Genomic DNA, 22,589 nt, shown 5'->3' with positions numbered 1-22,589 from the left:
CCGGAAGGGACGCGGGACGGCGCCCGGCCGCCGCCGCGCGGGCGCGAGCGCCCCCGCGGCGGGCGGTCGCCGGTTCCGTACCGGTGGCGGCGCGGGCTCACCGCACCTCGATGAAGCCCTCGGGATCCCGCTCGGCCCTGGCCCGCGGCTCCTGTGCCGCCCTCCCCACGGCCACCGCCCCCATCGGGTCCCAGTCCGACGGCAGCGCCAGCACCTCGCGCACCACGTCCCGGCAGAACATCGTGGACGACACCCACGCCGATCCCAACTGCTCCCCGGCCAGCGCGACCAGGAAGTTCTGCACGCCCGCGCCGGCCGCGACCACGAACATCTCCCGCTCGGCCGCGTCCCGCCGCGCGTCCCCGTAGGTGTGCGAGCCGTCCGTCACCAGGCAGGGCACCACCAGATACGGCGCGTCGCGCAGCACGTCACCGCGCCGCACCCGCTTGGCGATGGACTCCTCGGACTTCCCGTCCTTCCTGAGGTCGGCGATCCACGCCTCCCGCATCGCGTCCAGCAGGCGCACGCGCGACTCCTCCGACTCCAGCAGCACGAACCGCCACGGGGTCGTGTGGTGCGGCGCGGGTGCCGTCACGGCGGCGGCGACCGCCCGGCGTACGGCCCCGGGGTCGACGGGTTCGCCGGTGAACGCCCGCACCGTCCGCCGCAGGGTCACCGCCTCCCGGACCGCCTCGGACGTGCCGAGCCGGAACATGTCGTCGGCCGCGTCCCGGACCAGTGCCCGCGCGCTCCCGCCGTCGTCCGCCGCCCCGGCCACCACGTGACCGAGCCCGCGCACCACGGCCACCGGCAGACCGGCCGCCTTGCCCTTGACCAGGTCACCGGCGGCGGCCAGCTCGTCGGCGGTGGCGACGACCGTCGCGACCAGCGGATTGCCGTGCGCGTCCACGCCGCCGCGCAGGTCGTCCAGTACCCGCACGCCGGCGGCGCCGATGGTCACGTCCGTGAGCCCCGCGCGCCAGGGACGCCCGAAGGTGTCGGTGACGACGACCCCGACGTTGACGCCGAGCGCGTCGCGCAGCCCGGCGCGGATCGCGCGGGCCGAGGCGTCCGGATCCTCGGGCAGCAACAGCACCGTCCCGGCGGGGGTGTTGGAGGCGTCCACCCCGGCCGCCGCCATGACCAGCCCCTGCCGGTTCTCCACGATCCGCAGGCTCCCGCGCCGGGCGACCACCCGCACGGTCTCGGCGTCGATCGCGGCCTCCCGGTCGGCGGCCTCGACGAGCCGTCCCTCCGCCTTGGAGACGATCTTCGACGTGACGATCACCACGTCCCCGTCGGCCAGCCCCGGCCCGGCGGCGGCGATCAGTTTGGCCAGGTCGTCGCCCTGCTGGACCTCCGGCAGCCCGGCCAGGGCCCACACCCGGTACTCGGGCACCGCGTTCCCGGCCGTGTCCGCCGCGCGGGCCGTCCCGGTCGCTCCGGTCGTGTCGTCGGTCGCGCCGGTCATGTCGCGCGCACCTCCTCGGCGAGCGCCAGCGCCTCCCGCGCCATCTGCGCGGACGCCTCCAGGTCGGTCATCATCAGCGGTACGGCCCGGCAGCGGATGCCGGCCTCCTCGACGCGCGCCACGCTGCCCGCGTCCACGGTGTCGACGAGCCAGCCGTCCAGCAGCCCCGAGCCGTAGTGCTCCGCGACCGCGGCGGCCGTCGACTCCACGCCGACCGCCGCGAGCACCTTGTCGGCCATCCCGCGCACCGGCGCGTCACCGACGATGGGGGAGAGGCCCACCACCGGCACCCCGGCGCCCGCGATCGCCTCCCGGACGCCGGGCACCGCGAGGATGGTGCCGACGGAGACCACCGGGTTGGACGGCGGGAAGAGGATCACGTCCGCCTCGGCGATGGCCTCCAGGACGCCCGGGGCCGGCTTGGACTGCTCGGCGCCCACCGGCACCACCGCCTCGGCGGGCACCGACGCGCGCAGCCGCACCCAGTACTCCTGGAAGTGCACCGCCTTGCGCTCGCCGTCGACCTCGACGGCGACATGGGTCTCCACCCGGTCGTCGGTCATCGGGATGAGCCGCACGCCCGGCTTCCAGCGGTCGCACAGTGCCTCGGTCACCGCGCTCAGCGGATAGCCGGCGCCCAGCATCTGGGTGCGCACGATGTGCGTCGCGAAATCCCGGTCGCCCAGGCCGAACCAGTCAGGTCCCACCCCGTAGGCGCCGAGTTCCTCCTTGAGGTGGAAGGTCTCGTCGGCCCGCCCCCAGCCCTGTTCCTCGTTGATGCCGCCGCCGAGGGTGTACATCACCGTGTCGAGGTCCGGGCAGACCTTCAGCCCGAAGAGGTGGATGTCGTCCCCCGTGTTGCCGATGACGGTCACCTCGGCGTCCGGCACGGCCTGCTTGAGACCGCGCAGGAACCGGGCACCGCCGATACCGCCTGCCAGAACCACAATGCGCATGCGCCAAGTCTGGCAGGCGGGTCCGGCAGCGTGTCACGCAGTCACGGGTCGCGCCTCGCAGCTCTGCGCCGTGTGCATCGGCATCTCGGTCAGGCCCGGGTAGTAGACGTGCAGGCTCACCGCCGGCTCCAGCGCGTCGTTGACCACCTCGTGGACGTACCCCGGCGCGAAGACCCGCTGCGCGCCCGCGGACAGGGCGCGCGTGCCGCGCGCGGTGCGTTCGGTGAGCGCGCCCTCCAGGACGGTCAGCACCCCGGAGGAACGGCCGTGGTCGTGGGAGCCGCTGCCCTGGCCGGGCACCCAGGACAGCAGCCACACCTCGTAGCCGGGGCCGGTGTGCAGCCGGTGGTACCAGCGGGTGGTCGCGTCGTACCGCACGAGGTCCGCCCACTGGGCGCGGTCGGCGGCGATCGCGCGTGCCAGACCGGCGAACTCGGCCACGGTGAGCGGGTGCTCGCGGGGCGGCTGCAGCAGGTGGGGGACCTCGAGGATGTCGCCGGCGATCTGGAGGTCGTTGTCGCTGTTCATGGGGTGCGGTGGTTCCTCAGTGAAGAAGGTCAGCGGGGAACGAGATGCGAAGACCGAGTCCTCCGGGGACCCGGCCGGCAGCTGGAGCGGTGGTTTCGGCTACGGCTCAACAGCTGGAACAGCAACAGCGAGCACGGGCAGCACCGTGGGACCCGGCGGTGCGGGTCGAGGTGAATGCCAAGTTCGCGAGCATGCCCACTAGGACACCGGTTCACACCGACGGTGTCAACTCGGCGCCCGGTATGTGGGACATGTTTCACCTCATCCGGTTCATCTGGCTGCCGAAAGGTTTGTTCATGCGGTACCCGGGACACATGGCGCACAACTGGGCGCGCGTGCCGCTGCGGAACGCGATCGAACATCTGGGCGTCCTTCTCCGTACAAGCTCTGTATGGGGTCGGGGGCTCCGATGGGCCTCGTCTGCATGTCAAGGTTTATGGCGATTTGAACACTTTCCGCACCGCCTTGGTTCCGCAGAGTGAATAACGGGCCCAATAGCAGATCTCGGCTTGACTCGCCCGGAGCAGCACACTTGTAATTTCACTCGTGTCGTTCAGCCGAAATCGGTAACGGCCAGGCACGGGGACGTGAAAGACAGACGAGGGGCGCACATGACCGAGCTGGTGCAGCAACTGCTGGTCGACGACGCGGACGAGGAACTCGGCTGGCAGGAGCGCGCGCTGTGCGCCCAGACCGACCCCGAGTCCTTCTTCCCCGAGAAGGGCGGCTCCACCAGAGAGGCCAAGAAGGTCTGCCTCGCCTGCGAGGTGCGCTCCGAATGCCTTGAGTACGCCCTCGCCAACGACGAGCGGTTCGGCATCTGGGGCGGACTGTCCGAGCGCGAGCGGCGCCGTCTCAAGAAGGCCGCCGTCTGAACCGGGCAGCCACCGGACGCACACGACTGAGCTGCGCGAACGGCCCGTACCCCCTGGGTTGTCCACAGGGGGCGGGCCGTTGCCATGCCCAGCCGATAGTGTGGGCGCTCGTCCGAGACGCCTCGCCGCACCCAGCGGGCGCAGGAGTCCACCGCAGTCCATCGAACCGGGGCCCGTACCTCGATGTCCCTCCACAGTCATCAGGCAGCCGACCCAACGGCCGCCACAGCGGGGTTCGACCCGGCCCCTTCGGCGGGGTTCGACCCGAACCGCCCGCCCGAGTTCCCGCGTCACGTGGTGACCGCGGTCCTCGTCTCCCACGACGGCGCCCGCTGGCTGCCCGACGCGCTCGCCGGGCTGCTCGGCCAGGAACGCCCCGTCCAGTACGCGGTGGCGGCCGACACCGGCAGCGCCGACGACTCCGCGCGGCTGCTCACCGAGTCCCTCGGTGACGCCAACGTCCTGCACCTCGCCCGCCGCACCGGCTTCGGCCAGGCCGTCGAGGAGGCGAGCCGCACCGCGCCCGTCCTCACCCCGGACGAGCTGCCGTACCTGAAGCGGCCCAGCGGCTGGGACCCCGTCACCCGCCAGTGGCGCGACGACGCCTACGACATGCCCGAGCTGCCGCACGGCGAACCCGTCCAGTGGCTCTGGCTGCTGCACGACGACTGCGCCCCGGAACCCGAAGCCCTGGCCCAGCTGCTCCGGGTCGTCGACAACGAGATGGAACTGGGCCGCGACGACGTGGCGGTCGTCGGCCCCAAGCTCCGCGGCTGGTACGACCGCAGGCAGCTGCTGGAGGTCGGCGTCACCATCGCCAACTCCGGCCGCCGCTGGACCGGCCTGGACCGCCGTGAGCAGGACCAGGGACAGCACGACCACGTCCGGCCCGTGCTCTCCGTCTCCACCGCCGGCATGCTCGTCCGCCGCGACGTCTTCGAGGAACTCGGCGGCTTCGACCGCCGGCTGCCCCTCATGCGCGACGACGTCGACCTGTGCTGGCGCGCGCACAACGCGGGACACCGCGTCCTGGTCGCCCCCGAGGCCGTCGTCCGGCACGCGGAGGCCGCCTCCCGCGAGCGCCGCGCCGTCGACTGCGCCGGCCGCACCACGGCCTCGCCGCACAAGGTCGACAAGGCCGGCGCCGTCTACACCCTGCTCGTCAACACCCGCACGGCCGCGCTGCCCTGGACCCTGCTCCGGCTGGTCCTCGGCACGCTGCTGCGCACGGTCGCCAACCTCGTCGGCAAGGTCCCCGGACAGGCCCTCGACGAGATCCGCGGCCTGCTGGGCACCCTGCTGCGCCCCGAGCGGATCATCGCCGGACGGCGCAGGCGCGGCCCCTCCCGGCTCGACAAGGGCGAACTGCGCCCGCTGTTCCCGCCGCCCGGCGCGACCGTACGGGCCACCGTCGAACAGGTCGCGGGCAACTTCTTCGGCGCCGACGACGAACTGTCCGCGGCCGGCCGGCACGGCGGCGGCGTCGAGTCCGGACCCGGCGGCGACGACGCCGACTTCCTGGAGATCGAGCAGTTCGCCCGCGTCAAGCGCATCGCCCGCAAGCCCGGCCCGGTGCTCTTCCTGGTGCTGCTGCTGTTCTCGCTGGTCGCCTGCCGCGCGCTGCTCGGCGGTGGCGCCCTCGCGGGCGGCGCCCTGCTGCCCGCCCCTGGCACCGCCGGCGAGCTGTGGTCGCGCTACCTCGACGCCTGGCACGCGGTCGGCGCCGGGGGCACCCCGGCCGCCCCGCCGTACCTCGCGATCGTCGCCTCGCTGGCCTCCCTGCTGTTCGGCTCGGCCGGGCTCGCGGTGACCCTGCTGCTCGTCGCCTCCGTGCCGCTGGCCGGTTTCACCGCCTACTTCGCCTCCCGGCCGCTGGTCACCTCGCGCCTGCTGCGCGCCTGGGCCGCCATCGCCTACGCCTTCCTGCCCGCCGCCACCGGCTCGCTCGCGGGCGGCCGCATCGGCACCGCCGTGCTCGCCGTCCTGCTGCCGCTGATCGCCCGCGCCGGCATCGCCGCCAGCGGCCTCACCCACCCCTCGGGCGGGCGCGGCAGCTGGCGTGCCACCTGGGCGTACGCGCTGCTGCTGACCATCACCACGGCCTTCACGCCGATCGTCTGGCCGATCGCGCTGGTCCTCGGCGTCGCCGTGCTCGCCGTCCGCCGCTCCGACCTGGTCGCCTCCGGCCTGCGCCTGCTCACCCAGCTCGGCACCCCGCTGCTGGTCCTGGCGCCCTGGTCGCTGACCCTGCTGCCGTCCGGGTTCTTCAAGGAAGCCGGCCTGGAGTACGGCGCCTCGGCCGCCTCCGCCCTCGACCTGCTCGGCGCCAGCCCCGGCGGCCCCGGCACGCTCGACGGGCTGATGCTCATCGGCATCGTGCTGGCCGCACTGGCGGCCCTGCTGCGCTCCGAGCGGCAGTCCGCCGTCCGGTCCGCCTGGGCGGTCGCCCTGGTCGGCCTGGTCTTCGCGGTCCTGTCCGACAAGTCGGCCTGGGCGGGCCCCGCGACCCTCGTCTACGGCATCGCGATCGTCTCCGCCGCCGCGCTCGGCGCCGACGGAGCACGCTCCCGGGTGGCCGAGCAGAGCTTCGGCTGGCGCCAGCCGGTCGCCGCCCTGATCGCCTTCGCCTCGGCCGCCGGCCCGCTGCTGCTGGCCGCCGGCTGGATGATCGCCGGCGCCGACGGCCCGGTCGAACGGCGCGACGCCACCCAGGTGCCCGCGTTCGTCGCCGAGGACAGCTCCACCTCCGACCAGGTCCGCACCCTCGTCCTCGACAGCGACAGCCCCGCGCACGTGGACTACATGCTGGTCCGCGGCTCGGGCGCCCGCATGGGAGACGCCGAGGTGACCGCGGCCGACGGCGAGAACGGCAAGCTCGACAAGGTCGTCGCCAACCTGGTGGCCGGCTCCGGCGCGGACCAGGCCGACCAGCTCGGCGGGTTCGCGGTGCGCTACGTCCTCGTCCACAAGGGCGCGCCGCGTGACATCACGCGCGTACTCGACGCCACCCCGGGCCTGTCCCGGCTCAGCCAGCAGGACGGCAGCGCCCTGTGGCGCGTCGACCAGCAGGTCTCCCGCGCGGCGATCGTCTCCGCGAACGGCTCCGGCACCCCCGACGCCGTCCCCGCCGGACCCGTCGACGTCCACACCACGATCCCGACCGGCGCCGAGGGCCGCGTCCTGCGCCTGGCCGACTCGGCCGCGCCCGGCTGGACGGCCACCCTCGACGGCAGGCCGCTCACCCGCACCACGGTCGACGGCTGGGCCCAGGGCTTCGAACTCCCCTCCTCCGGAGGGAAGCTGGACGTCACCTACGACACCCCGTTCACCCACACCGTCTGGCTGTTCGTCCAGGGCGCGCTCGCCGTCGTCCTGGTCGTCCTCGCCCTCCCCGGCCGCCGCCGCGACGTCGACGACGACCTCCCCGAGGAGGAGACGGTCCCCGCCCAGCCCGTCGAGGGCGAGGGCCGCCGCGCCCGCCGCCTGCGCGCCCAGGCGGAGGCCGAGGAACCCGCGGCCGCCGAGGAGGCCGAGGAGTTCCCGGCCGCCGCGGAGTTCCCGCCCACGGAGGAGGAGCAGCCGCAGGCCCCGATCCCGCAGCAGCCGTCCTACGACGAGTGGGACCCGGCCTCCTACCCCGCGGGCGACGGCTACCAGCAGGGCTACGCCGACCAGTACCAGGCCACCGGCGCCGGCCAGTACCAGGACACCGGCGCCGGCCAGTACCAGGACACCGGCGCGGGCCAGTACCAGCAGGGCTACGACCAGCAGACGTACGACCCGTACCAGAGCGGCCAGTACGACCCGTACGCCTACGGCGGCCAGCAGGGCCAGCACGGGCAGCAGCCGTACGACCCGACGTACCAGCAGGGCTACGACCCCGCCTATGACCCGGCCGCCCAGCGCCGGCACGGCACCGGCGGCGAGCACCACGACGGGAGCCAGCAGTGAACCGCACGACCCTGTCCCTGCTCGCCGGAACGGCCGCCCTCGCGGCCGTCACCGGGTTCGCCGCGCTCGACCCGCCGGCCGCCGCACCCGCGCACGCCGCCCAGGCGGCCGCCCAGCTGCCCGTGGAGCGCACCACCCTGCTGTGCCCGGCGCCGAGCCTGTCCGACATCGCCGACACCTCGTACACGTCGTTCACGCCCGTCACCCAGGGCACCGCGAGCGACGGCAAGGCCCAACTCCAGGCGGCCTCCGAGCAGTCGGCGGACGGGACGAGCGGCAAGAAGAAGAAGCCGTCCAAGCCCGTCCTCACCCCGAAGGCGCCCGGCACCCCGGCCACCGGCGACACCTCCGGCGCCGACGGACCCGCCTACGTCGGCACCGCCGAGGGCAGGTACGCGCCGGGCTGGACGGTCCAGGCCACCACCGAGGTCGCCGCGGGCACCGGGCGCGGCCTCCAGGGCGTCACCTGCACGCCGGCCGACACCGACTTCTGGTTCCCCGGTGCCAGCACCGCGGCCGGCCGCACCGACTACGTCCATGTCACCAACCCCGACGACAGCGCCGCCGTGGTCGACGTCGAGCTGTACGGCAAGGACGGCCGGCTCAAGTCCTCGGTGGGGGAGGGCATCACGGTCCCGCCGCACGCCAGTGAACCGGTCCTGCTGTCGACGCTCTCCGAGGAGAAGCAGACCGACCTGACCGTCCACGTGAACGTGCGCAGCGGGCGGGTCGGCGCGAGCGTGCAGGCCCTGGACGACAAGACCGGCGGCGACTGGCTGGCCGCCTCCGCCGACCCGTCGGGCAGCCTGGTGCTGCCGGGCATCCCCAAGGACGCCACGGACGTCCGGCTGATCGCCTTCACCGACGGGGACACCGACGCCGACCTGAAGGTCCGCCTCGCCTCCCCGGACGGCCTGATCACCCCGGCGGGCAACGAGACGCTGCACGTGAAGGCGGGCATGACCACCGCCACCGACCTCGGTGACGTCACCCGCGGCGAGGCCGGTTCACTGGTCCTGACCCCCACCGACCGGTCGGTCCCGGTGGTGGCGGCACTGCGCGTCACCCGCGGCAAGAACGGCAAGCAGGAGACCGCCTACATCCCGGCGACCGCGCCGGTCGGCACCCGCGCCACGTCCGCCGACAACAGCGGCAAGGGCACCACCCTCTCCCTGACCGCTCCCACCGGCACCGCCAAGGTCAAGGTCACGGCGTCGGCGGGCAGCGAGGGCGGCACGGCGGTGTCCAAGACGTTCACGATCAAGTCGGGGACCACGCAGGACGTAGAGGCGCCGGTCCCGTCCGGCCTCAAGGGCACCTACGCGCTGACCGTGGAGCCGGTCTCCGGCGCCCCGGTCTACGGCTCGCGCACCCTCTCGGCCACGGAGGACGGCATCCCCGGCTTCACGATCCAGACCCTTCCCGACGACCGCGGCACGGTGGCCGTGCCGGAAGCCGACCAGGACGTGTCGGTGCTGCAGAGGTAGGACCCGGACCAGGACCCCCGCTCACTCCTCGCCGTAGCGGGGGTCCACCGTCTCCGGAGTGAGTCCGAGCAGCTCGGCGACCTGCTCCACCACGACCTCGTGCACCAGCGCGGCCCGCTCGTCGCGGCCCTTGGTGCGGATCTCGACCGGCCGCCGGTACACGACCACCCGCGCCCGGCGTCCCTCGCGCGCGGGAATGATCCCGCCCAGCGGCACCGCCTCGTCGCTCCAGCTCTCGTCGTGCCGGTCCTGGAGCCGGGGCACCTCGAGCACCAGGAAATCGATGTCGGCGAGCTGCGGCCAGCGCCGCTCCAGGCGCTCCACGGAGTCCTGCACCAGGTCCGCGAACACGTCCGCGCGGCTCGCGGCCAGCGGCACCTGAGGCGGCGCGATCGGTCCGCGCATGCCCCGACCGTGGCGATCACGTCGACGAGGCCCGGGGCCGGCGGCACGGGGCGGTACACGGTTGTCCATCACTGGTGAAGCGTAGTCCTCAGGGACTTCCGGCGCGCCGCCTCACGCCTCGACACCTTCTGGGGTGACATGTCGGAGGATGACCATTCCGGCCACGGTTGGGCTCGTTTCCGTATCTCCACAAGACCGACGAGCTCAAGCCAATTGACGGTGTTTGTGCCGACTCATGACCGGATGCGGTACCGTCCGGGAGTCCGGACCGGGTTCGTCCGCGCAGGTCAGCGAGGCGTGTCCAAAAGGGAGTGTGGGGCGTTTCACAGCACGACACGGTGGGGTGACCTGGGGCAGAGTCGTCGCGGCCCGCTCAAGAGTGCGGTACCGTCCAACGTCGTGAGCCCTGTACGTCGCTGTTCGCGCACCGCCTGCGGCCGACCCGCCGTCGCGACGCTGACGTACGTCTACGCCGACTCGACCGCGGTCCTCGGCCCGCTCGCCACCTACGCCGAACCCCACTGCTACGACCTGTGCGCCGAGCACTCCGAGCGCCTCACCGCGCCGCGCGGCTGGGAGGTCGTCCGCCTCATCGACGGCTCCGCCCCGGCCCGTCCCAGCGGGGACGACCTGGAAGCGCTCGCCAACGCGGTGCGCGAGGCGGCCCGCCCCCAGGAGCGGGCGGCCGAGGCCGGCGGCGGCCGCGGCGCGGACCCCATGGAGGTCGCACGCCGCGGCCACCTGCGGATCCTGCGGTCACCGGACAACTGAGCCGAATCCTTCCCGCGCGCCGCTCCCTGCACCGCACGGCACCGCACGGCACCGCACGTGACGGTTCGCCGGCTCAGGCTTCGCTTCCCCGACGTGCCTGCCGAACCCCTTGCGCTGCGCGACCCGGCCGAAAAGGCACCCCGCGCTCCTGACGGCCCGTCTGACGGCCGCACACGCCTCCCGCCCCGCACCGGGCGGACCAAACGGCCGGACGCCCTCCAGCGCCTTCCAGGCGCCGTGTTCGGCCCGTTCCGCGCCCCCCGGACCACGGCCGCCGCCCGGCGGCGCGGCGCGGCGCCCGTCCGGACCGGCCATCTCGACGCTCCGCACCCCCCGTTCGGGCGACCGCCCGCCGACGAAGGCGCCCGCGCGGCCGCCCGCGCCGGCCTTCTCGGCCCGGCCCCGTCCAGTCGTCCCGGCCGCAGCGCCACGCGCGCGCGTGCCCGCCGCAAGGGTCCCCGCCCGGCCCCACCCGGACGCGGCCGGCCCGAACGTCCGGGCGGGAGACGGGAGTCCCGCCCGGCGGCCGAGGGGCCACCGCCGCCGTGACCCGCCGTCAGGGACGGCCCTGCGCGCGTCCCCGTACCCGCGCGTCCCCGGTCCGCACACGAAGGGATCGTCACGCGAGGCGATCCTCCGGGAACGCCGCAGATCACGGCCGGGCCGCCGACAGACGGACGCCTGCGGGTCCGCCGGGGAACCGCGGGCCCGTGCGGTGCCCGGGACGGGTAGTTTGGGGCGACCGATAGGACCTCAGGAGGGTTGGCCAGTGACTGCTGATCTGTCGCAGATCGTCAAGGCGTACGACGTGCGCGGAGTGGTCCCGGACCAGTGGGACGAGGCGATCGCCGAGCTGTTCGGCGCCGCCTTCGTCCAGGTGACCGGCGCTGCCGCGATCGTCGTCGGCCACGACATGCGGCCCTCCTCGCCCCGCCTGTCCCGCGCCTTCGCGCGCGGCGCGGCGGCCCGCGGCGTCGACGTCACCGAGATCGGCCTGTGCTCGACGGACCAGCTGTACTACGCCTCGGGCGCGTTCGGCCTGCCCGGCGCGATGTTCACCGCCTCGCACAACCCGGCCCGGTACAACGGCATCAAGATGTGCCGCGCCGGAGCCGCACCGGTGGGCCAGGACACGGGCCTCACCGAGATCCGGGAGCTGGCCGAGCGCTGGTCGCGGGAGGGCGCGCCGGAGCCGGCCGCCACGCCCGGAACGATCACCTCGCGCGAGACGCTGCCCGACTACGCGGCCCACCTGCGCTCGCTCGTGGACCTCACCTCCGTCCGCCCCCTGAAGGTCGTGGTCGACGCGGGCAACGGCATGGGCGGCCACACCGTCCCGACGGTCTTCGAGGGCCTGCCCCTGACCCTCGTCCCGATGTACTTCGAGCTGGACGGCACCTTCCCGAACCACGAGGCCAACCCGCTGGACCCGGCCAACATCGTGGACCTCCAGCAGCGCGTCCGCGCGGAGTCGGCCGACCTCGGCCTGGCCTTCGACGGCGACGCCGACCGCTGCTTCGTCGTGGACGAGCGCGGCGAACCGGTCTCACCGTCGGCGATCACCGCCCTCGTCGCCGCCCGCGAACTGGCCCGCAACGGCGGCAGCGGCACGGTCATCCACAACCTGATCACGTCCTGGACGGTCCCCGAGGTGGTCCGGGAGAACGGCGGCACGCCCGTCCGCACCCGCGTCGGCCACTCGTTCATCAAGGCCGAGATGGCCCGCTCCGGCGCGATCTTCGGCGGCGAGCACTCGGCCCACTACTACTTCAAGGACTTCTGGAACGCCGACACGGGCATGCTCGCCGCCCTGCACGTCCTCGCCGCGCTCGGCGGCCAGTCCGGCCCGCTGTCCGCCCTCGTCGCCCAGTACGACCGCTACGCCGGCTCCGGCGAGATCAACTCCACGGTCGCCGACCAGCGGGCCAGCCTCGCCCGGATCCGCGCCGCCTACGGGGACCGCGACGACCTCACCCTGGACGACCTGGACGGGCTCACCGTCGCCGCCGCCGACTGGTGGTTCAACGTCCGCCCGTCCAACACCGAACCGCTGCTGCGCCTGAACGCGGAGGCCAGGGACGAGGCGACGATGACGAAGGTGCGGGACGAGGTACTGGCGATCATCAGGGGCTGAGGTCGGCCCCGCCCGGCCCGGCGGCGGTAACCTGACCGCACGCGACCATTCGCCCCGAGACCCCGAAGGGACACCCCATGCCGCTCGAAGCCGGCCTTCTGGAGATCCTCGCCTGCCCGGCCTGCCACGCACCCGTCAAGGAGCAGGACGCCGAGCTGATCTGCACCGGCCAGGACTGCGGCCTGGCGTACCCCGTGCGCGACGGCATCCCCGTCCTCCTCGTCGACGAGGCCCGCCGCCCCGCCTGAGCACCCGCCCGATCGCGGCCGCGCGGCAACCGCGACCGCAGCACCACCGCATCCCGGCGACCGGAGGCCGCTCCCATGCTCGACGAATCGCTGCTCGACACGCCGGAGGGCCTCGCCGAGGCCGACCGACGAGGTCTGCTGCGCGGCGCGGCCGAGGCCGGCGCCCGCATCCGTATGGCGGCGCGTCTCGCCGTCGAGGCCGGCGTCAAGGAGCTGAAGCCGGACGGCCGCCCGCGCGCCGTCCTGATCGCGGGCCCCGGCGTCGCCGCCACCCACGCGGCGGACCTCCTCGGCACGCTGGCCGGCCCCGGCAGCCCCGTCATCCGGCTGGCGCCCACCGGCGTCGCCCCGGCATCCGGCGCCCTGCGCTGGGAGCTGCCCGGCTGGGCGGGCTCCGTCGACCTGCTGCTGATCGCCACCCCGGACGGCACCGAACCCAGCCTGTCCCTCCTCGCCGACCAGGCCTACCGGCGCGGCTGCTCGGTCGCCGCCGTCGCCCCCGCCGAGACCCCGCTCACCGAGGCGGTGGCCGGCGCGCACGGCCTGTTCGTGCCGATGGCGACGGCACCCTACGACCACGGCGAGCCGCTCGCCGGCTCCTCGCCGGGCGTCCTGTGGGCCCTGCTCACCCCGCTGCTGCTGCTGCTCGACCGCGTCGGCCTGGTCACCGCCCCGCCGGAGGACCTGGAGAAGGCCGCCGACCGTCTGGACCGGATCGCCGAGCGCTGCGGCCCGGCCATCGTGACCTACAGCAACCCGGCCAAGACCCTCGCCTCGGACCTGGCCGACGCCCTCCCGGTGATCTGGACGGAGGGCGTCTCCGCGGGCCCGGCAGGCCGCCGCTTCGCCGCCGCCCTCGCCGAACTGGCCGGCCGCCCCGCCCTGGTCGCCGAACTCCCCGAGGCCCTGGCGGCCCACCAGGCGCTGCTCGCCGGGCCGCTCGCCGCCAGCGCCGACCCCGACGACTTCTTCCGCGACCGCGTCGAGGAGGCACCCGCGCTGCACGCGCACGTGGTGCTGCTGCGCGACCGCCCCCTCGGCGGCCTCACCGCCGCGCCCGCCGCCCGTGAACTGGCCCTCGGCCACGACACCCCGGTCAGCGAGCTGGAGCCGGAGGAGGGCGACGAACTGGAGACCCTCGCGGAACTGATCGCCGTCACGGATTTCGCCGCCGTTTACCTGGCGCTCGCTTCGGGGGCCTGAGGTGGACACCGACACCGGGCCCGCCGTACGAAGGACGCCCTGAGGGGCGTACCGGAGGCGGACCGGCGGGGGGACACGCGGTGAACACGGCCGCCGCGCACCGGCGTACGACGGACGCGCCCGCGTCCCCACGCGACCCCGGTCGCCCCGTACGCAGAGAGAACCGGCAGAGAGAAACCATGGACCGCCTCGACAACACCGTCCGCCCCTACGCCTGGGGTTCCCCGACCGCCATCCCGAAGCTGCTCGGGATCGAGCCGAGCGGCGAGCCGCAGGCGGAGATGTGGATGGGCGCCCACCCGGGCGCCCCCTCCCGCACCGGACGGGGCACCCTCGTCGAGGTCATCGACGCGGACCCGAAGTCCGAGCTGGGCGAGGCGGCGGTGGCCAGGTTCGGCCCGCGGCTGCCCTTCCTGCTGAAGATCCTCGCGGCCGGCGCCCCGCTCTCCCTCCAGGTGCACCCCGACCTGGAGCAGGCCCGCGCGGGCTACGAGGACGAGGAACGGCGCGGGATCCCGGTGGACGCCCCCGACCGCAACTACAAGGACGCCAACCACAAGCCCGAACTGATCTGCGCGCTCACCGAGTTCGACGGCCTGTGCGGCTTCCGGACGCCGGAGCGGGCCGCCGAGCTCCTCGAAGCCCTCGCCGTCGACTCCCTCAAGCCGTACGTCGACCTGCTGCGCGCCCACCCCGAGGAAGCGGCCCTGCGCGAGGTCCTCACCGCCGTCCTCACCGCCGACCGCGAGGAGATGGCCCACACGGTCGCCGAGGCCGCCGCGGCCTGCGCCCGCCTCGGCGGCGACCACGCGCCCTACGCCGGCCTCGCCCACCACTACCCGGGCGACCCCGGCGTGATCGCCGCGATGCTCCTCAACCACGTCCGCCTCCAGCCCGGCGAGGCGCTCTTCCTCGGCGCCGGCATCCCGCACGCCTACCTCGCCGGCCTGGGCGTCGAGATCATGGCCAACTCCGACAACGTGCTGCGCTGCGGCCTGACCCCCAAGCACGTGGACGTCCCCGAACTCCTGCGCGTCGTCCGCTTCGAGGCCCGCGACGCGGGCGTGCTGCGTCCCGAGGCCGCCCCGGACGGCGAGGAGGTCTACGAGACGCCGATCGACGAGTTCCGGCTCTCCCGGTACGTCCTGCCCGAGGGCACCACGGCCCACGACCTGACCCTGCCGACCCCGCAGATCCTGCTCTGCACGGCCGGTGCGGTCCGGGCCGGCGAGGAGGACCTGACCCCCGGTCAGTCGGTGTTCGTCCCCGCGAGCGAAAAGACGGAGGTCTCGGGCGCGGGCACGGTCTTCCGTGCCACGGTGATCGTCTGAGGGGTCGTCGGTTCCGGCTGGGTCGGATTGTCTTACCGGGATTGTGGATACCTGACGAACCACCCCCGGACACGGCTGCAAGAATGACCCGTCCGGCAAAGCACGTGCAAAGACGAGCACACGCCGGGACGGCGTAGACGGACGACGGCGAGAAGGGACATCGCGGACACATGAGCGCGTCAGGCGGCAACAAGGCGATCGTGGCGGCACTCGGCGCCAACCTCGCGATCGCGGCATCGAAGTTCGTGGCCTTCGCGTTCAGCGGCTCCTCGTCGATGCTCGCCGAGGGCGTGCACTCGGTCGCCGACTCCGGCAACCAGTTCCTGCTGCTCATCGGCGGCAAGAAGGCCCAGCGCGAGGCGACCCCGCAACACCCCTTCGGCTACGGCCGCGAGCGGTACATCTACGCCTTCCTCGTCTCCATCGTCCTCTTCTCGGTCGGCGGCATGTTCGCCATCTACGAGGGCTACGAGAAGATCAGCCACCCCCACCAGGTCGAACACTGGTACTGGCCGGTGGGCGTCCTGATCTTCGCGATCCTCGCCGAGGGCTTCTCGTTCCGTACGGCCATCAAGGAGTCCAACGAGCTGCGGGGCAAGCTGTCCTGGTCGCAGTTCATCCGCCGGGCCAAGGCACCCGAGCTGCCGGTCGTCCTCCTGGAGGACTTCGGCGCCCTCATCGGCCTGGTCCTCGCCCTCGGCGGCGTCGGCCTCGCCCTGCTCACCGGCGACGGCGTCTGGGACGGCATCGGCACGGTCTGCATCGGTGTCCTGCTCGTCCTGATCGCCCTCGTCCTCGCCGCCGAGACCAAGTCCCTCCTGCTCGGCGAGGCCGCGGGCCTCGAAGAGGTCAAGAAGATCGAGGCCGCGATCGTCGACGGCGACACGGTCACCGGCATCATCCACATGCGCACGCTCCACCTCGGTCCCGAGGAACTGCTGGTCGCCGCCAAGATCGCCGTCCAGCACGACGACACGGCGACCGAGGTCGCGAACGCCATCAACGCCGCCGAGGCCCGCATCCGCACCGCGGTCCCCATCGCCCGCGTGATCTACCTCGAACCCGACATCTACAGCGAGGCCGAGGCGGCCAAGGGCCCCGACCCGGAGGCCACCCCGGGCGGCCCGAACCCGCACCCCACCGGCCACTGAGCAGCCGCCGCGGCACCTGCTCCTGCCAGGAGCGAGTCCGGCGCGCGCAGGACACGGGCCCGCTTCCCCGCAGTACGGGGAAGCGGGCCCGCGGTCATCCGGTCACCCGGCCTCGGTGAGCGCGTCCAGCAGCGCCCGTTCGTCCGGCGCCGTCAGCAGCCGCCCCGGAACCCGGCGTCCGTCAGCCTCCGGGACAGCAGCGCGAGGATCCGCAGATGCTCGTCGGCCGCGGCCGCCTCCGGCACGGCGATCATGACGACCAGCCGCGCCCTCGTCCCGTCCGGCGCGTCCCGATCCCGCGGCTCCGGGCGGCCTGCGCGAGCTTCTCCGCGGCCGCGCAGGTGTGCGCGATACCCGTGGGGTACGCGGTCACCGCCGGCAGCCGCACCTTCTTCGGCTCGTCGCGCTGGCCGCCCGTGGGGGGAGGGCCTGCCGGACTGATCACGTCGATCTCCTCACGCCTTCGTCACACCGGACGCCGTCCCGGACGTCCCGTGCGCCCGAGCGGAGGCTCCGATCTCCCCGCCTCCCGCAACACCCGCACGGCGGCTCAAGGGCGCGAAAGCCCCGGTCCGCCCCCGGCCGCCGCTCCTGCGCACCCCCTCGCCGAGACCCTCATCACCTCTTCACATCCCGGCCCGCCGGCCGCGCCGACCCCCTCGAACGGCGTGAAGTGTCCGGAGGCGGACTGGGGACCCACGGCCCACCGGTGTAGCTTGGGACGGAGCCAGACGTCGCTGCTGATGGCGGTCGGGCGGTCCCCTACGGACCGGCCGAGGGAGAGAGGGCCTCCGACGGACTGCGCTGCGCGTACGTGGGCATGCCTGTGTCCTCTTCCCGGGCACCCCTGTGTCCGCCGCCGCGCAGACCAGCCGTACCCACCCTCGACCCGATACGAGGAGCAGCTCGCAATGACGACTGTCGACAACCGACAGGACTTCAAGGTCGCCGACCTCTCCCTGGCCGAATTCGGCCGCAAGGAGATCACCCTCGCCGAGCACGAGATGCCCGGCCTGATGGCGATCCGCAAGGAGTACGCCGACGCGCAGCCGCTGGCCGGCGCCCGCGTCACCGGCTCCCTGCACATGACCGTGCAGACCGCCGTCCTGATCGAGACCCTGGTCGCCCTCGGCGCCGAGGTCCGCTGGGCGTCCTGCAACATCTTCTCCACCCAGGACCACGCGGCCGCCGCCATCGCCGTCGGCCCGAACGGCACCCCGGACAACCCGCAGGGCGTCCCCGTCTTCGCCTGGAAGGGCGAGACGCTGGAGGAGTACTGGTGGTGCACGGAGCAGGCGCTGACCTGGCCGAACACCCCCACCGGCGGCCCGAACATGATCCTGGACGACGGCGGTGACGCCACCCTCCTCGTCCACAAGGGCGTCGAGTACGAGAAGGACGGCAAGGTGCCGTCCGTCGACACCGCCGAGTCCGACGAGCACCGCGTCATCCTCGAACTCCTGCACCGCACCATCACGGACGGCTCGCAGAAGTGGACCCAGCTGGCCTCCGAGATCCGCGGCGTGACCGAGGAGACCACGACCGGCGTCCACCGCCTGTACGAGATGCAGCGTGACGGCGAGCTCCTGTTCCCGGCGATCAACGTCAACGACGCCGTCACCAAGTCGAAGTTCGACAACAAGTACGGCTGCCGCCACTCCCTGATCGACGGCATCAACCGCGCCACCGACGTCCTGATCGGCGGCAAGACCGCGGTCGTCTGCGGCTACGGCGACGTGGGCAAGGGCTGCGCGGAGTCCCTGCGCGGCCAGGGCGCCCGCGTGATCATCACCGAGATCGACCCGATCTGCGCCCTGCAGGCGGCGATGGACGGCTACCAGGTCACGACCCTCGACGAGGTCGTCGACAAGGCCGACATCTTCGTCACCACGACCGGCAACAAGGACATCATCATGGCCTCGGACATGGCCAAGATGAAGCACCAGGCCATCGTGGGCAACATCGGCCACTTCGACAACGAGATCGACATGGCCGGCCTCGCCAAGATCCCCGGCATCGTCAAGGACGAGGTCAAGCCGCAGGTCCACACCTGGAAGTTCCCCGACGGCAAGGTGATCATCGTCCTCTCCGAGGGCCGCCTGCTGAACCTGGGCAACGCCACCGGCCACCCGTCGTTCGTGATGTCCAACTCTTTCGCGGACCAGACCCTGGCCCAGATCGAGCTGTTCACCAAGCCCGACGAGTACCCGATCGGCGTCTACACGCTGCCCAAGCACCTCGACGAGAAGGTCGCCCGCCTGCACCTGGACGCGCTCGGCGTGAAGCTCACGACGCTCCGCCCCGAGCAGGCCTCGTACATCGGCGTCAAGGTCGAGGGTCCCTACAAGTCGGACCACTACCGCTACTGAGGTAGCGCTGCCGAGGCACCATCACGGAGTCCCACCACCGCGGTGTCTCAGCAGGGTCACCGGACCATCGAGGCAGGCCCCCGCACCCCCGTGTCGGGGGCCTGCCCCTTTGACCGCCGGCCCGGCCCGTGACCCGCCGGCCTATCCGAGCGGCCGTACCGCAGGACCGGACACCGGACCGGCGGCCCGCCAAGACCCAGGACCCCCATGCCCCGCGGCCGTTATTCGCTCCACGATCCGCACGATCACACCCCCCTCGGTGAAGAGCACTTCCAGTGCGCCCCCGGCCCCTCCGGCTGGCGCTACGTCTCCCGGCTGACCACCCCCGCCGGAGACCAGCGCGGCTCGGTCGATCTCGCCCTCGACGACCTCGGCCGCCCCATCCGCCTCGAACTCCACGCCGGGAGCTGGCAGGTGCGCGGCGCCGCCCTCGACGGCGTCACCTGGGTCCGCACGGACCCCACCGGCACTCATGCCACCGAAGGCCATGTGCGCGCCCACGCCTTCACCGGCACGTCCCCCGCGTTCATGGTCGCCACCGCCCGTCTCCTGCGCCTCACCCCTTCCGCCGCCGCGACCCGCGTACGCCTCGTGGCCTTCACGGACCCGGTCCTCGCCCCGCGCACCGTGGACCAGTCCTGGGCCTTGGTGAAAAGCGAAGCACACGCCACTGACAACGGCCCCCTGACCGTGGACGAATACCAGGTCACAGCGCTGGACACGGGAGAGCAGCACACCGTGCACCTCGCCGGCGACGTGGTCCTGGCGGGCCCGGGAGTCGAGCTGGAGGATCTGCAGTCCCCGCCGTCCGTCTTCCACGACTGACGCGTCGCACCACCGCGCCAAAGGGTCGGGAGGTCCCGCGACTCCGGGCGGGCCGAGGCGGTTCTAGGCCGGCGGCACGAACCCGGTGGAGGGCCGTTCGGCCACGGGAGGAGTCCCGGACGGGGCGGCCGCGGGCTGCTGCGGCGGCGCGGAGCGGCCGTCCGGCGCACCGGCCACGGGAGGGGCGTAGCCGTAGGGAGGGTTCGGCACGGGAGGGGCGTAGCCGTGCGCCGTCGGCGCCGTCGCCGGAGGCACCGGTGGGGCGTATCCGTGGGGCGCGCCCGGCGCCGTGGGGGCGCCGTATCCGTGGGGAGCGGTCGGCGGCTGCGGGGCGTACGCGTTTTGCACCCCGGTTGCCGAAGGGTTCTGACCGGCGAAGGCCCGCCGGGCGTCGCGTGCCTGCCGCTCCTGCATCACGGCCGCTAGATACGCCGCCGGCGGGATGTCCCGCGGCGCCGGTGTCCCCGTCCGGGCCGCCAGATCGGTGGCGAGCTGCTCGGCCATCGTCCACGAGACCTGCGGGTCGAGCTGCTGCATCCGCGTCAGGTACTGCCGCACGGCGAGCCACAGTCCGTCAGGAACGGCCGACAGATCCAGCTCGGAGAAACGCCCCGCCAGCCAGGGCGGAGGCGGCGGAACGAACCGGGTCTGCCCGACGGGCACCCGCTCCCGTACCACCAGGGTCCCCGCGAACACGTCTCCCAGCCGCCGGCCACGCGCCGAGACCAGCGAGGCGATGCAGGCGACCACCCCGAACGTCAGCAGGATCTCCACCACGCCGAGGGCACCACGCACCAGCGCGTGCCGGAACCGGATCGGGCCGCCGTCGTCGCGCACCACCCGCAGCCCGCACGCCAGCTTCCCGAGCGAACGCCCATGGCTCAGCGTCTCCACCGCGATCGGTCCGCCCACCAGCAACAGCAGAAAGGCCGCTATGGACAGGGCCGCCTGTGCGGCGTCGTCCAGCGAGGCCGTGCCCGCCACCAGACCTATGGACACACCGATGTAGACGGTCATGGCCACCACCAGGTCGAGCAGGATGGCCAGCGCCCTGCTGGGCAGCCTCGCGGGACGCAGTTCGAGGGCCACCGCCTCACCCGTCACCAGCTCACTCACGCCCGCCCGCCTTCCCCTGGTCTGCCCTGTACAGCGCAAGTCTGCCAAGCTGAGAGCGCATCGCGCCGCAGTACGACAAGCTGACAGCTAAGACAGGCAGTCGACGACCAGCCGAGGAGCAGGCAGACCCGATGGACCTCGACGTCTTCGTCTCAGCGCACCGAGCCGAATGGGACCGTCTCGACGCGCTCCTGCGGCGACAGCGGCGCCTCAACGGAGCCGAGGCCGACGAACTCGTCGCCCTCTACCAGCGCACGGCCACCCACCTCTCGCTGATCCAGTCCAGTGCTCCCGACCCTCAGCTCGTCGGCCGCCTCAGCCAGCTCGTGGCACGGGCGCGCAGCGCCGTGACCGGGACGCGCCGAGCGTCCTGGCGCGATGTCGTCCGCTTCCTGACGCAGGGATTCCCGGCCGCCGTCTACCGGTCCCGGCACTGGTGGGTGCCCACCGCGCTCATATCCACCGCCCTCGCGGTCCTTCTCGGGTGGTGGATCGGCACGCATCCCGACGTGCAGTCGACCATCGCGGCCCCCGGCCAGCTCCGCGAGCTGACCCGGCCCGGCGGCGAGTACGAGACCTACTACTCCAGTCACCCCGCGGCTTCGTTCGCCGCCCAGGTGTGGACGAACAACGCCGAGGCCGCCGCGATGTGCCTGGTCCTCGGGGTGTTTCTCGGCCTTCCGGTCCTCTACATCCTGCTGGAGAACATGCTCAACCTCGGGGTCGGCTTCGGCCTCATGTCCTCGGCGGGCCGGCTCGACACCTTCCTCGGCCTGGTCCTCCCGCACGGGCTCCTCGAACTCACGGCGGTCTTCGTCGCCGCAGGTACGGGGCTCCGTCTCGGCTGGACGGTCATCGACCCGGGTCCGCGCAGTCGCCGCAACGCCCTCGCCGAAGAGGGCCGCGCCGCGGTGGGCATGGCGATCGGACTGGCGCTGGTCCTGTTCGTCTCGGGCGCCATCGAAGGCTTCGTCACCCCGTCCGGCCTGCCCACCTGGGCCCGCATCGGCATAGGTGTCGTCGCCGAGCTGGCCTTCCTCACCTACGTGTTCGTCCTCGGTGGCCGGGCCGCTCGCACCGGCGAGACGGGTGACCTGGAGGAGGCCGAACGCAGTGCGTTCGTGCCGACGGCCGCGTGATGTGCGGAGACCCGCTGTGAGCTGCTAGTCTCCTCTTCGCCCCGGAAGACCCGTTGACACGGGTCGGTCGGGGAGGTAGATTCAAACAGTTGCCTAGAACTGGACAGGTTCAGGGCCGATCGTTAGAATCCATCTGCTTCATCACGGAGAATCTTCTCCGTACATCGAAGCCACCCTCCGATTTACTCAGAAATGAGTGGCCGGTCAGACCGGCCAAGAACTTCTGATAAAGTTGGAAACGCCGAAAGAGAGCCGAAAGGCAATCAAATAGGCAAAGGCCCTCCAACGGCCACCGGAAATGAATTCCGACCGGAAACGGAACGGAAAACGGATCTGGTAGGGTTGGAAACACCGAAGGGAAGCCCGGAGGAAAGCCCGAGAGGGTGAGTACAAAGGAAGCGACCGTTCCTTGAGAACTCAACAGCGTGCCAAAAGTCAACGCCAGATATGTTGATTACCCCGTCTCCGACCGGTCTCCGGTTGGGGCGAGGTTCCTTTGAAAAAACACAGCGAGGACGCTGTGAACCACTGGACTATTCCTCCGGTGGTTCCGCTCTCGTGTGTGTCGTCCCGATTACGGGAAAACATTCACGGAGAGTTTGATCCTGGCTCAGGACGAACGCTGGCGG

The 22,589-nt window shown here is 72.7% G+C and carries 18 protein-coding genes; 12 read left to right on the top strand and 6 right to left on the bottom strand.

Going from position 1 to position 22,589, the window contains the following annotated elements; translation table 11 throughout:
- Nucleotides 1–97: 97 nt before the first annotated feature.
- The 3 genes from ACIRQ9_RS14595 to ACIRQ9_RS14585 are packed head-to-tail and all read right to left on the bottom strand — an operon-like array spanning nucleotide 98 to nucleotide 2,955.
- A complete protein-coding gene (locus ACIRQ9_RS14595; RefSeq protein WP_404171816.1) occupies nucleotides 98–1,471 on the bottom strand; it encodes a coenzyme F420-0:L-glutamate ligase in 1,374 nt (457 codons plus the stop codon).
- The gene (gene cofD / locus ACIRQ9_RS14590; protein WP_404171813.1) at nucleotides 1,468–2,427 is read right to left on the bottom strand and encodes a 2-phospho-L-lactate transferase; all 960 of its coding nucleotides are present in this window, start codon (nucleotides 2,425–2,427) and stop codon (nucleotides 1,468–1,470) included. The genes ACIRQ9_RS14595 and cofD overlap by 4 nt, the downstream gene beginning before the upstream one ends.
- Before the next feature lie 33 nt (nucleotides 2,428–2,460).
- Complete coding sequence (locus tag ACIRQ9_RS14585) at nucleotides 2,461–2,955, bottom strand: cysteine dioxygenase (RefSeq protein ID WP_404171810.1); 495 nt, start codon at nucleotides 2,953–2,955, stop codon at nucleotides 2,461–2,463.
- A 611-nt stretch (nucleotides 2,956–3,566) separates the two neighbouring features.
- Here ACIRQ9_RS14585 and ACIRQ9_RS14580 point away from each other — a divergent pair.
- The 3 genes from ACIRQ9_RS14580 to ACIRQ9_RS14570 all read left to right on the top strand — a co-directional run bounded on the left by ACIRQ9_RS14580 (nucleotide 3,567) and on the right by ACIRQ9_RS14570 (nucleotide 9,268).
- Nucleotides 3,567–3,830 carry a WhiB family transcriptional regulator gene (locus tag ACIRQ9_RS14580; RefSeq protein WP_003975777.1) on the top strand — a complete coding sequence of 88 codons (264 nt, stop codon included), beginning with the start codon at nucleotides 3,567–3,569 and terminating at the stop codon, nucleotides 3,828–3,830.
- A 183-nt stretch (nucleotides 3,831–4,013) separates the two neighbouring features.
- Complete coding sequence (locus tag ACIRQ9_RS14575) at nucleotides 4,014–7,781, top strand: glycosyltransferase (protein WP_404171807.1); 3,768 nt, start codon at nucleotides 4,014–4,016, stop codon at nucleotides 7,779–7,781.
- Nucleotides 7,778–9,268 carry a DUF5719 family protein gene (locus ACIRQ9_RS14570; RefSeq protein ID WP_404171804.1) on the top strand — a complete coding sequence of 497 codons (1,491 nt, stop codon included), beginning with the start codon at nucleotides 7,778–7,780 and terminating at the stop codon, nucleotides 9,266–9,268. The genes ACIRQ9_RS14575 and ACIRQ9_RS14570 overlap by 4 nt, the downstream gene beginning before the upstream one ends.
- Nucleotides 9,269–9,289: 21 nt before the next feature.
- Here the strand turns inward: ACIRQ9_RS14570 and ACIRQ9_RS14565 are convergent, their stop codons facing one another.
- Nucleotides 9,290–9,742, bottom strand: coding sequence for a metallopeptidase family protein (locus ACIRQ9_RS14565; protein ID WP_351329022.1), 453 nt, complete (start codon nucleotides 9,740–9,742; stop codon nucleotides 9,290–9,292).
- A gap of 330 nt (nucleotides 9,743–10,072) precedes the next feature.
- Here ACIRQ9_RS14565 and ACIRQ9_RS14560 point away from each other — a divergent pair, with 330 nt between their 5' ends.
- From ACIRQ9_RS14560 to ACIRQ9_RS14535, 6 genes are all read left to right on the top strand, one after another.
- Nucleotides 10,073–10,444: a DUF3499 domain-containing protein gene (locus ACIRQ9_RS14560; protein ID WP_351329000.1), complete on the top strand. Its 372-nt coding sequence runs from the start codon at nucleotides 10,073–10,075 to the stop codon at nucleotides 10,442–10,444.
- A gap of 769 nt (nucleotides 10,445–11,213) precedes the next feature.
- A complete protein-coding gene (locus ACIRQ9_RS14555) occupies nucleotides 11,214–12,578 on the top strand; it encodes a phosphomannomutase/phosphoglucomutase (RefSeq protein WP_404171801.1) in 1,365 nt (454 codons plus the stop codon).
- A gap of 77 nt (nucleotides 12,579–12,655) precedes the next feature.
- Nucleotides 12,656–12,826 carry a Trm112 family protein gene (locus tag ACIRQ9_RS14550; RefSeq protein ID WP_351329004.1) on the top strand — a complete coding sequence of 57 codons (171 nt, stop codon included), beginning with the start codon at nucleotides 12,656–12,658 and terminating at the stop codon, nucleotides 12,824–12,826.
- Nucleotides 12,827–12,901: 75 nt separating this feature from the next.
- Nucleotides 12,902–14,029 (top strand): SIS domain-containing protein, encoded by a 1,128-nt coding sequence (locus tag ACIRQ9_RS14545; protein ID WP_404171797.1) that lies wholly within the window; start codon nucleotides 12,902–12,904, stop codon nucleotides 14,027–14,029.
- A gap of 179 nt (nucleotides 14,030–14,208) precedes the next feature.
- Nucleotides 14,209–15,360, top strand: a complete 1,152-nt coding sequence (manA, locus tag ACIRQ9_RS14540) for a mannose-6-phosphate isomerase, class I (RefSeq protein WP_404171794.1) — start codon at nucleotides 14,209–14,211, stop codon at nucleotides 15,358–15,360.
- A 170-nt stretch (nucleotides 15,361–15,530) separates the two neighbouring features.
- Entirely contained in the window at nucleotides 15,531–16,511 is a 981-nt protein-coding gene (locus ACIRQ9_RS14535) for a cation diffusion facilitator family transporter (RefSeq protein ID WP_404171791.1), read from the top strand.
- Nucleotides 16,512–16,761: 250 nt separating this feature from the next.
- On the opposite strand, the gene ACIRQ9_RS14530 is transcribed toward ACIRQ9_RS14535, so the two are convergent.
- Nucleotides 16,762–16,956: a hypothetical protein gene (locus ACIRQ9_RS14530; RefSeq protein ID WP_404171788.1), complete on the bottom strand. Its 195-nt coding sequence runs from the start codon at nucleotides 16,954–16,956 to the stop codon at nucleotides 16,762–16,764.
- A gap of 466 nt (nucleotides 16,957–17,422) precedes the next feature.
- Here ACIRQ9_RS14530 and ahcY point away from each other — a divergent pair, with 466 nt between their 5' ends.
- Both ahcY and ACIRQ9_RS14520 read left to right on the top strand, forming a co-directional pair.
- The gene (gene ahcY, locus ACIRQ9_RS14525) at nucleotides 17,423–18,880 is read left to right on the top strand and encodes an adenosylhomocysteinase (protein WP_404171785.1); all 1,458 of its coding nucleotides are present in this window, start codon (nucleotides 17,423–17,425) and stop codon (nucleotides 18,878–18,880) included.
- A gap of 207 nt (nucleotides 18,881–19,087) precedes the next feature.
- Nucleotides 19,088–19,705, top strand: coding sequence for a hypothetical protein (locus ACIRQ9_RS14520; protein ID WP_404171782.1), 618 nt, complete (start codon nucleotides 19,088–19,090; stop codon nucleotides 19,703–19,705).
- Between the two features lie 63 nt (nucleotides 19,706–19,768).
- Here ACIRQ9_RS14520 and ACIRQ9_RS14515 read toward each other — a convergent pair whose 3' ends face one another.
- Nucleotides 19,769–20,821 (bottom strand): RDD family protein, encoded by a 1,053-nt coding sequence (locus ACIRQ9_RS14515; protein WP_404171779.1) that lies wholly within the window; start codon nucleotides 20,819–20,821, stop codon nucleotides 19,769–19,771.
- Between the two features lie 131 nt (nucleotides 20,822–20,952).
- On the opposite strand from ACIRQ9_RS14515, the gene ACIRQ9_RS14510 reads away from it, so the two are divergent.
- Nucleotides 20,953–21,960 (top strand): stage II sporulation protein M, encoded by a 1,008-nt coding sequence (locus ACIRQ9_RS14510; RefSeq protein WP_404171776.1) that lies wholly within the window; start codon nucleotides 20,953–20,955, stop codon nucleotides 21,958–21,960.
- The last annotated feature ends 629 nt before the right edge of the window (nucleotides 21,961–22,589 follow it).

The sequence above is a fragment of the Streptomyces sp. NPDC101237 genome, from assembly GCF_044767465.1.
Classification (GTDB): domain Bacteria; phylum Actinomycetota; class Actinomycetes; order Streptomycetales; family Streptomycetaceae; genus Streptomyces; species Streptomyces gramineus.
This window is presented reverse-complemented; position numbering and strand designations above follow the sequence as displayed.

Excerpts from the sequence above, each read along its gene's own strand:
- ACIRQ9_RS14595 (WP_404171816.1), bottom strand. The coding sequence starts at position 1,471 with ATGACCGGCGCGACCGACGACACGACCGGAGCGACCGGGACGGCCCGC.
- cofD (WP_404171813.1), bottom strand. The coding sequence starts at position 2,427 with ATGCGCATTGTGGTTCTGGCAGGCGGTATCGGCGGTGCCCGGTTCCTG.
- ACIRQ9_RS14585 (WP_404171810.1), bottom strand. The coding sequence starts at position 2,955 with ATGAACAGCGACAACGACCTCCAGATCGCCGGCGACATCCTCGAGGTC.
- ACIRQ9_RS14580 (WP_003975777.1), top strand. The coding sequence starts at position 3,567 with ATGACCGAGCTGGTGCAGCAACTGCTGGTCGACGACGCGGACGAGGAA.
- ACIRQ9_RS14575 (WP_404171807.1), top strand. The coding sequence starts at position 4,014 with ATGTCCCTCCACAGTCATCAGGCAGCCGACCCAACGGCCGCCACAGCG.
- ACIRQ9_RS14565 (WP_351329022.1), bottom strand. The coding sequence starts at position 9,742 with ATGGACAACCGTGTACCGCCCCGTGCCGCCGGCCCCGGGCCTCGTCGA.
- ACIRQ9_RS14550 (WP_351329004.1), top strand. The coding sequence starts at position 12,656 with ATGCCGCTCGAAGCCGGCCTTCTGGAGATCCTCGCCTGCCCGGCCTGC.
- ACIRQ9_RS14545 (WP_404171797.1), top strand. The coding sequence starts at position 12,902 with ATGCTCGACGAATCGCTGCTCGACACGCCGGAGGGCCTCGCCGAGGCC.
- manA (WP_404171794.1), top strand. The coding sequence starts at position 14,209 with ATGGACCGCCTCGACAACACCGTCCGCCCCTACGCCTGGGGTTCCCCG.
- ACIRQ9_RS14535 (WP_404171791.1), top strand. The coding sequence starts at position 15,531 with ATGAGCGCGTCAGGCGGCAACAAGGCGATCGTGGCGGCACTCGGCGCC.
- ahcY (WP_404171785.1), top strand. The coding sequence starts at position 17,423 with ATGACGACTGTCGACAACCGACAGGACTTCAAGGTCGCCGACCTCTCC.
- ACIRQ9_RS14520 (WP_404171782.1), top strand. The coding sequence starts at position 19,088 with ATGCCCCGCGGCCGTTATTCGCTCCACGATCCGCACGATCACACCCCC.
- ACIRQ9_RS14510 (WP_404171776.1), top strand. The coding sequence starts at position 20,953 with ATGGACCTCGACGTCTTCGTCTCAGCGCACCGAGCCGAATGGGACCGT.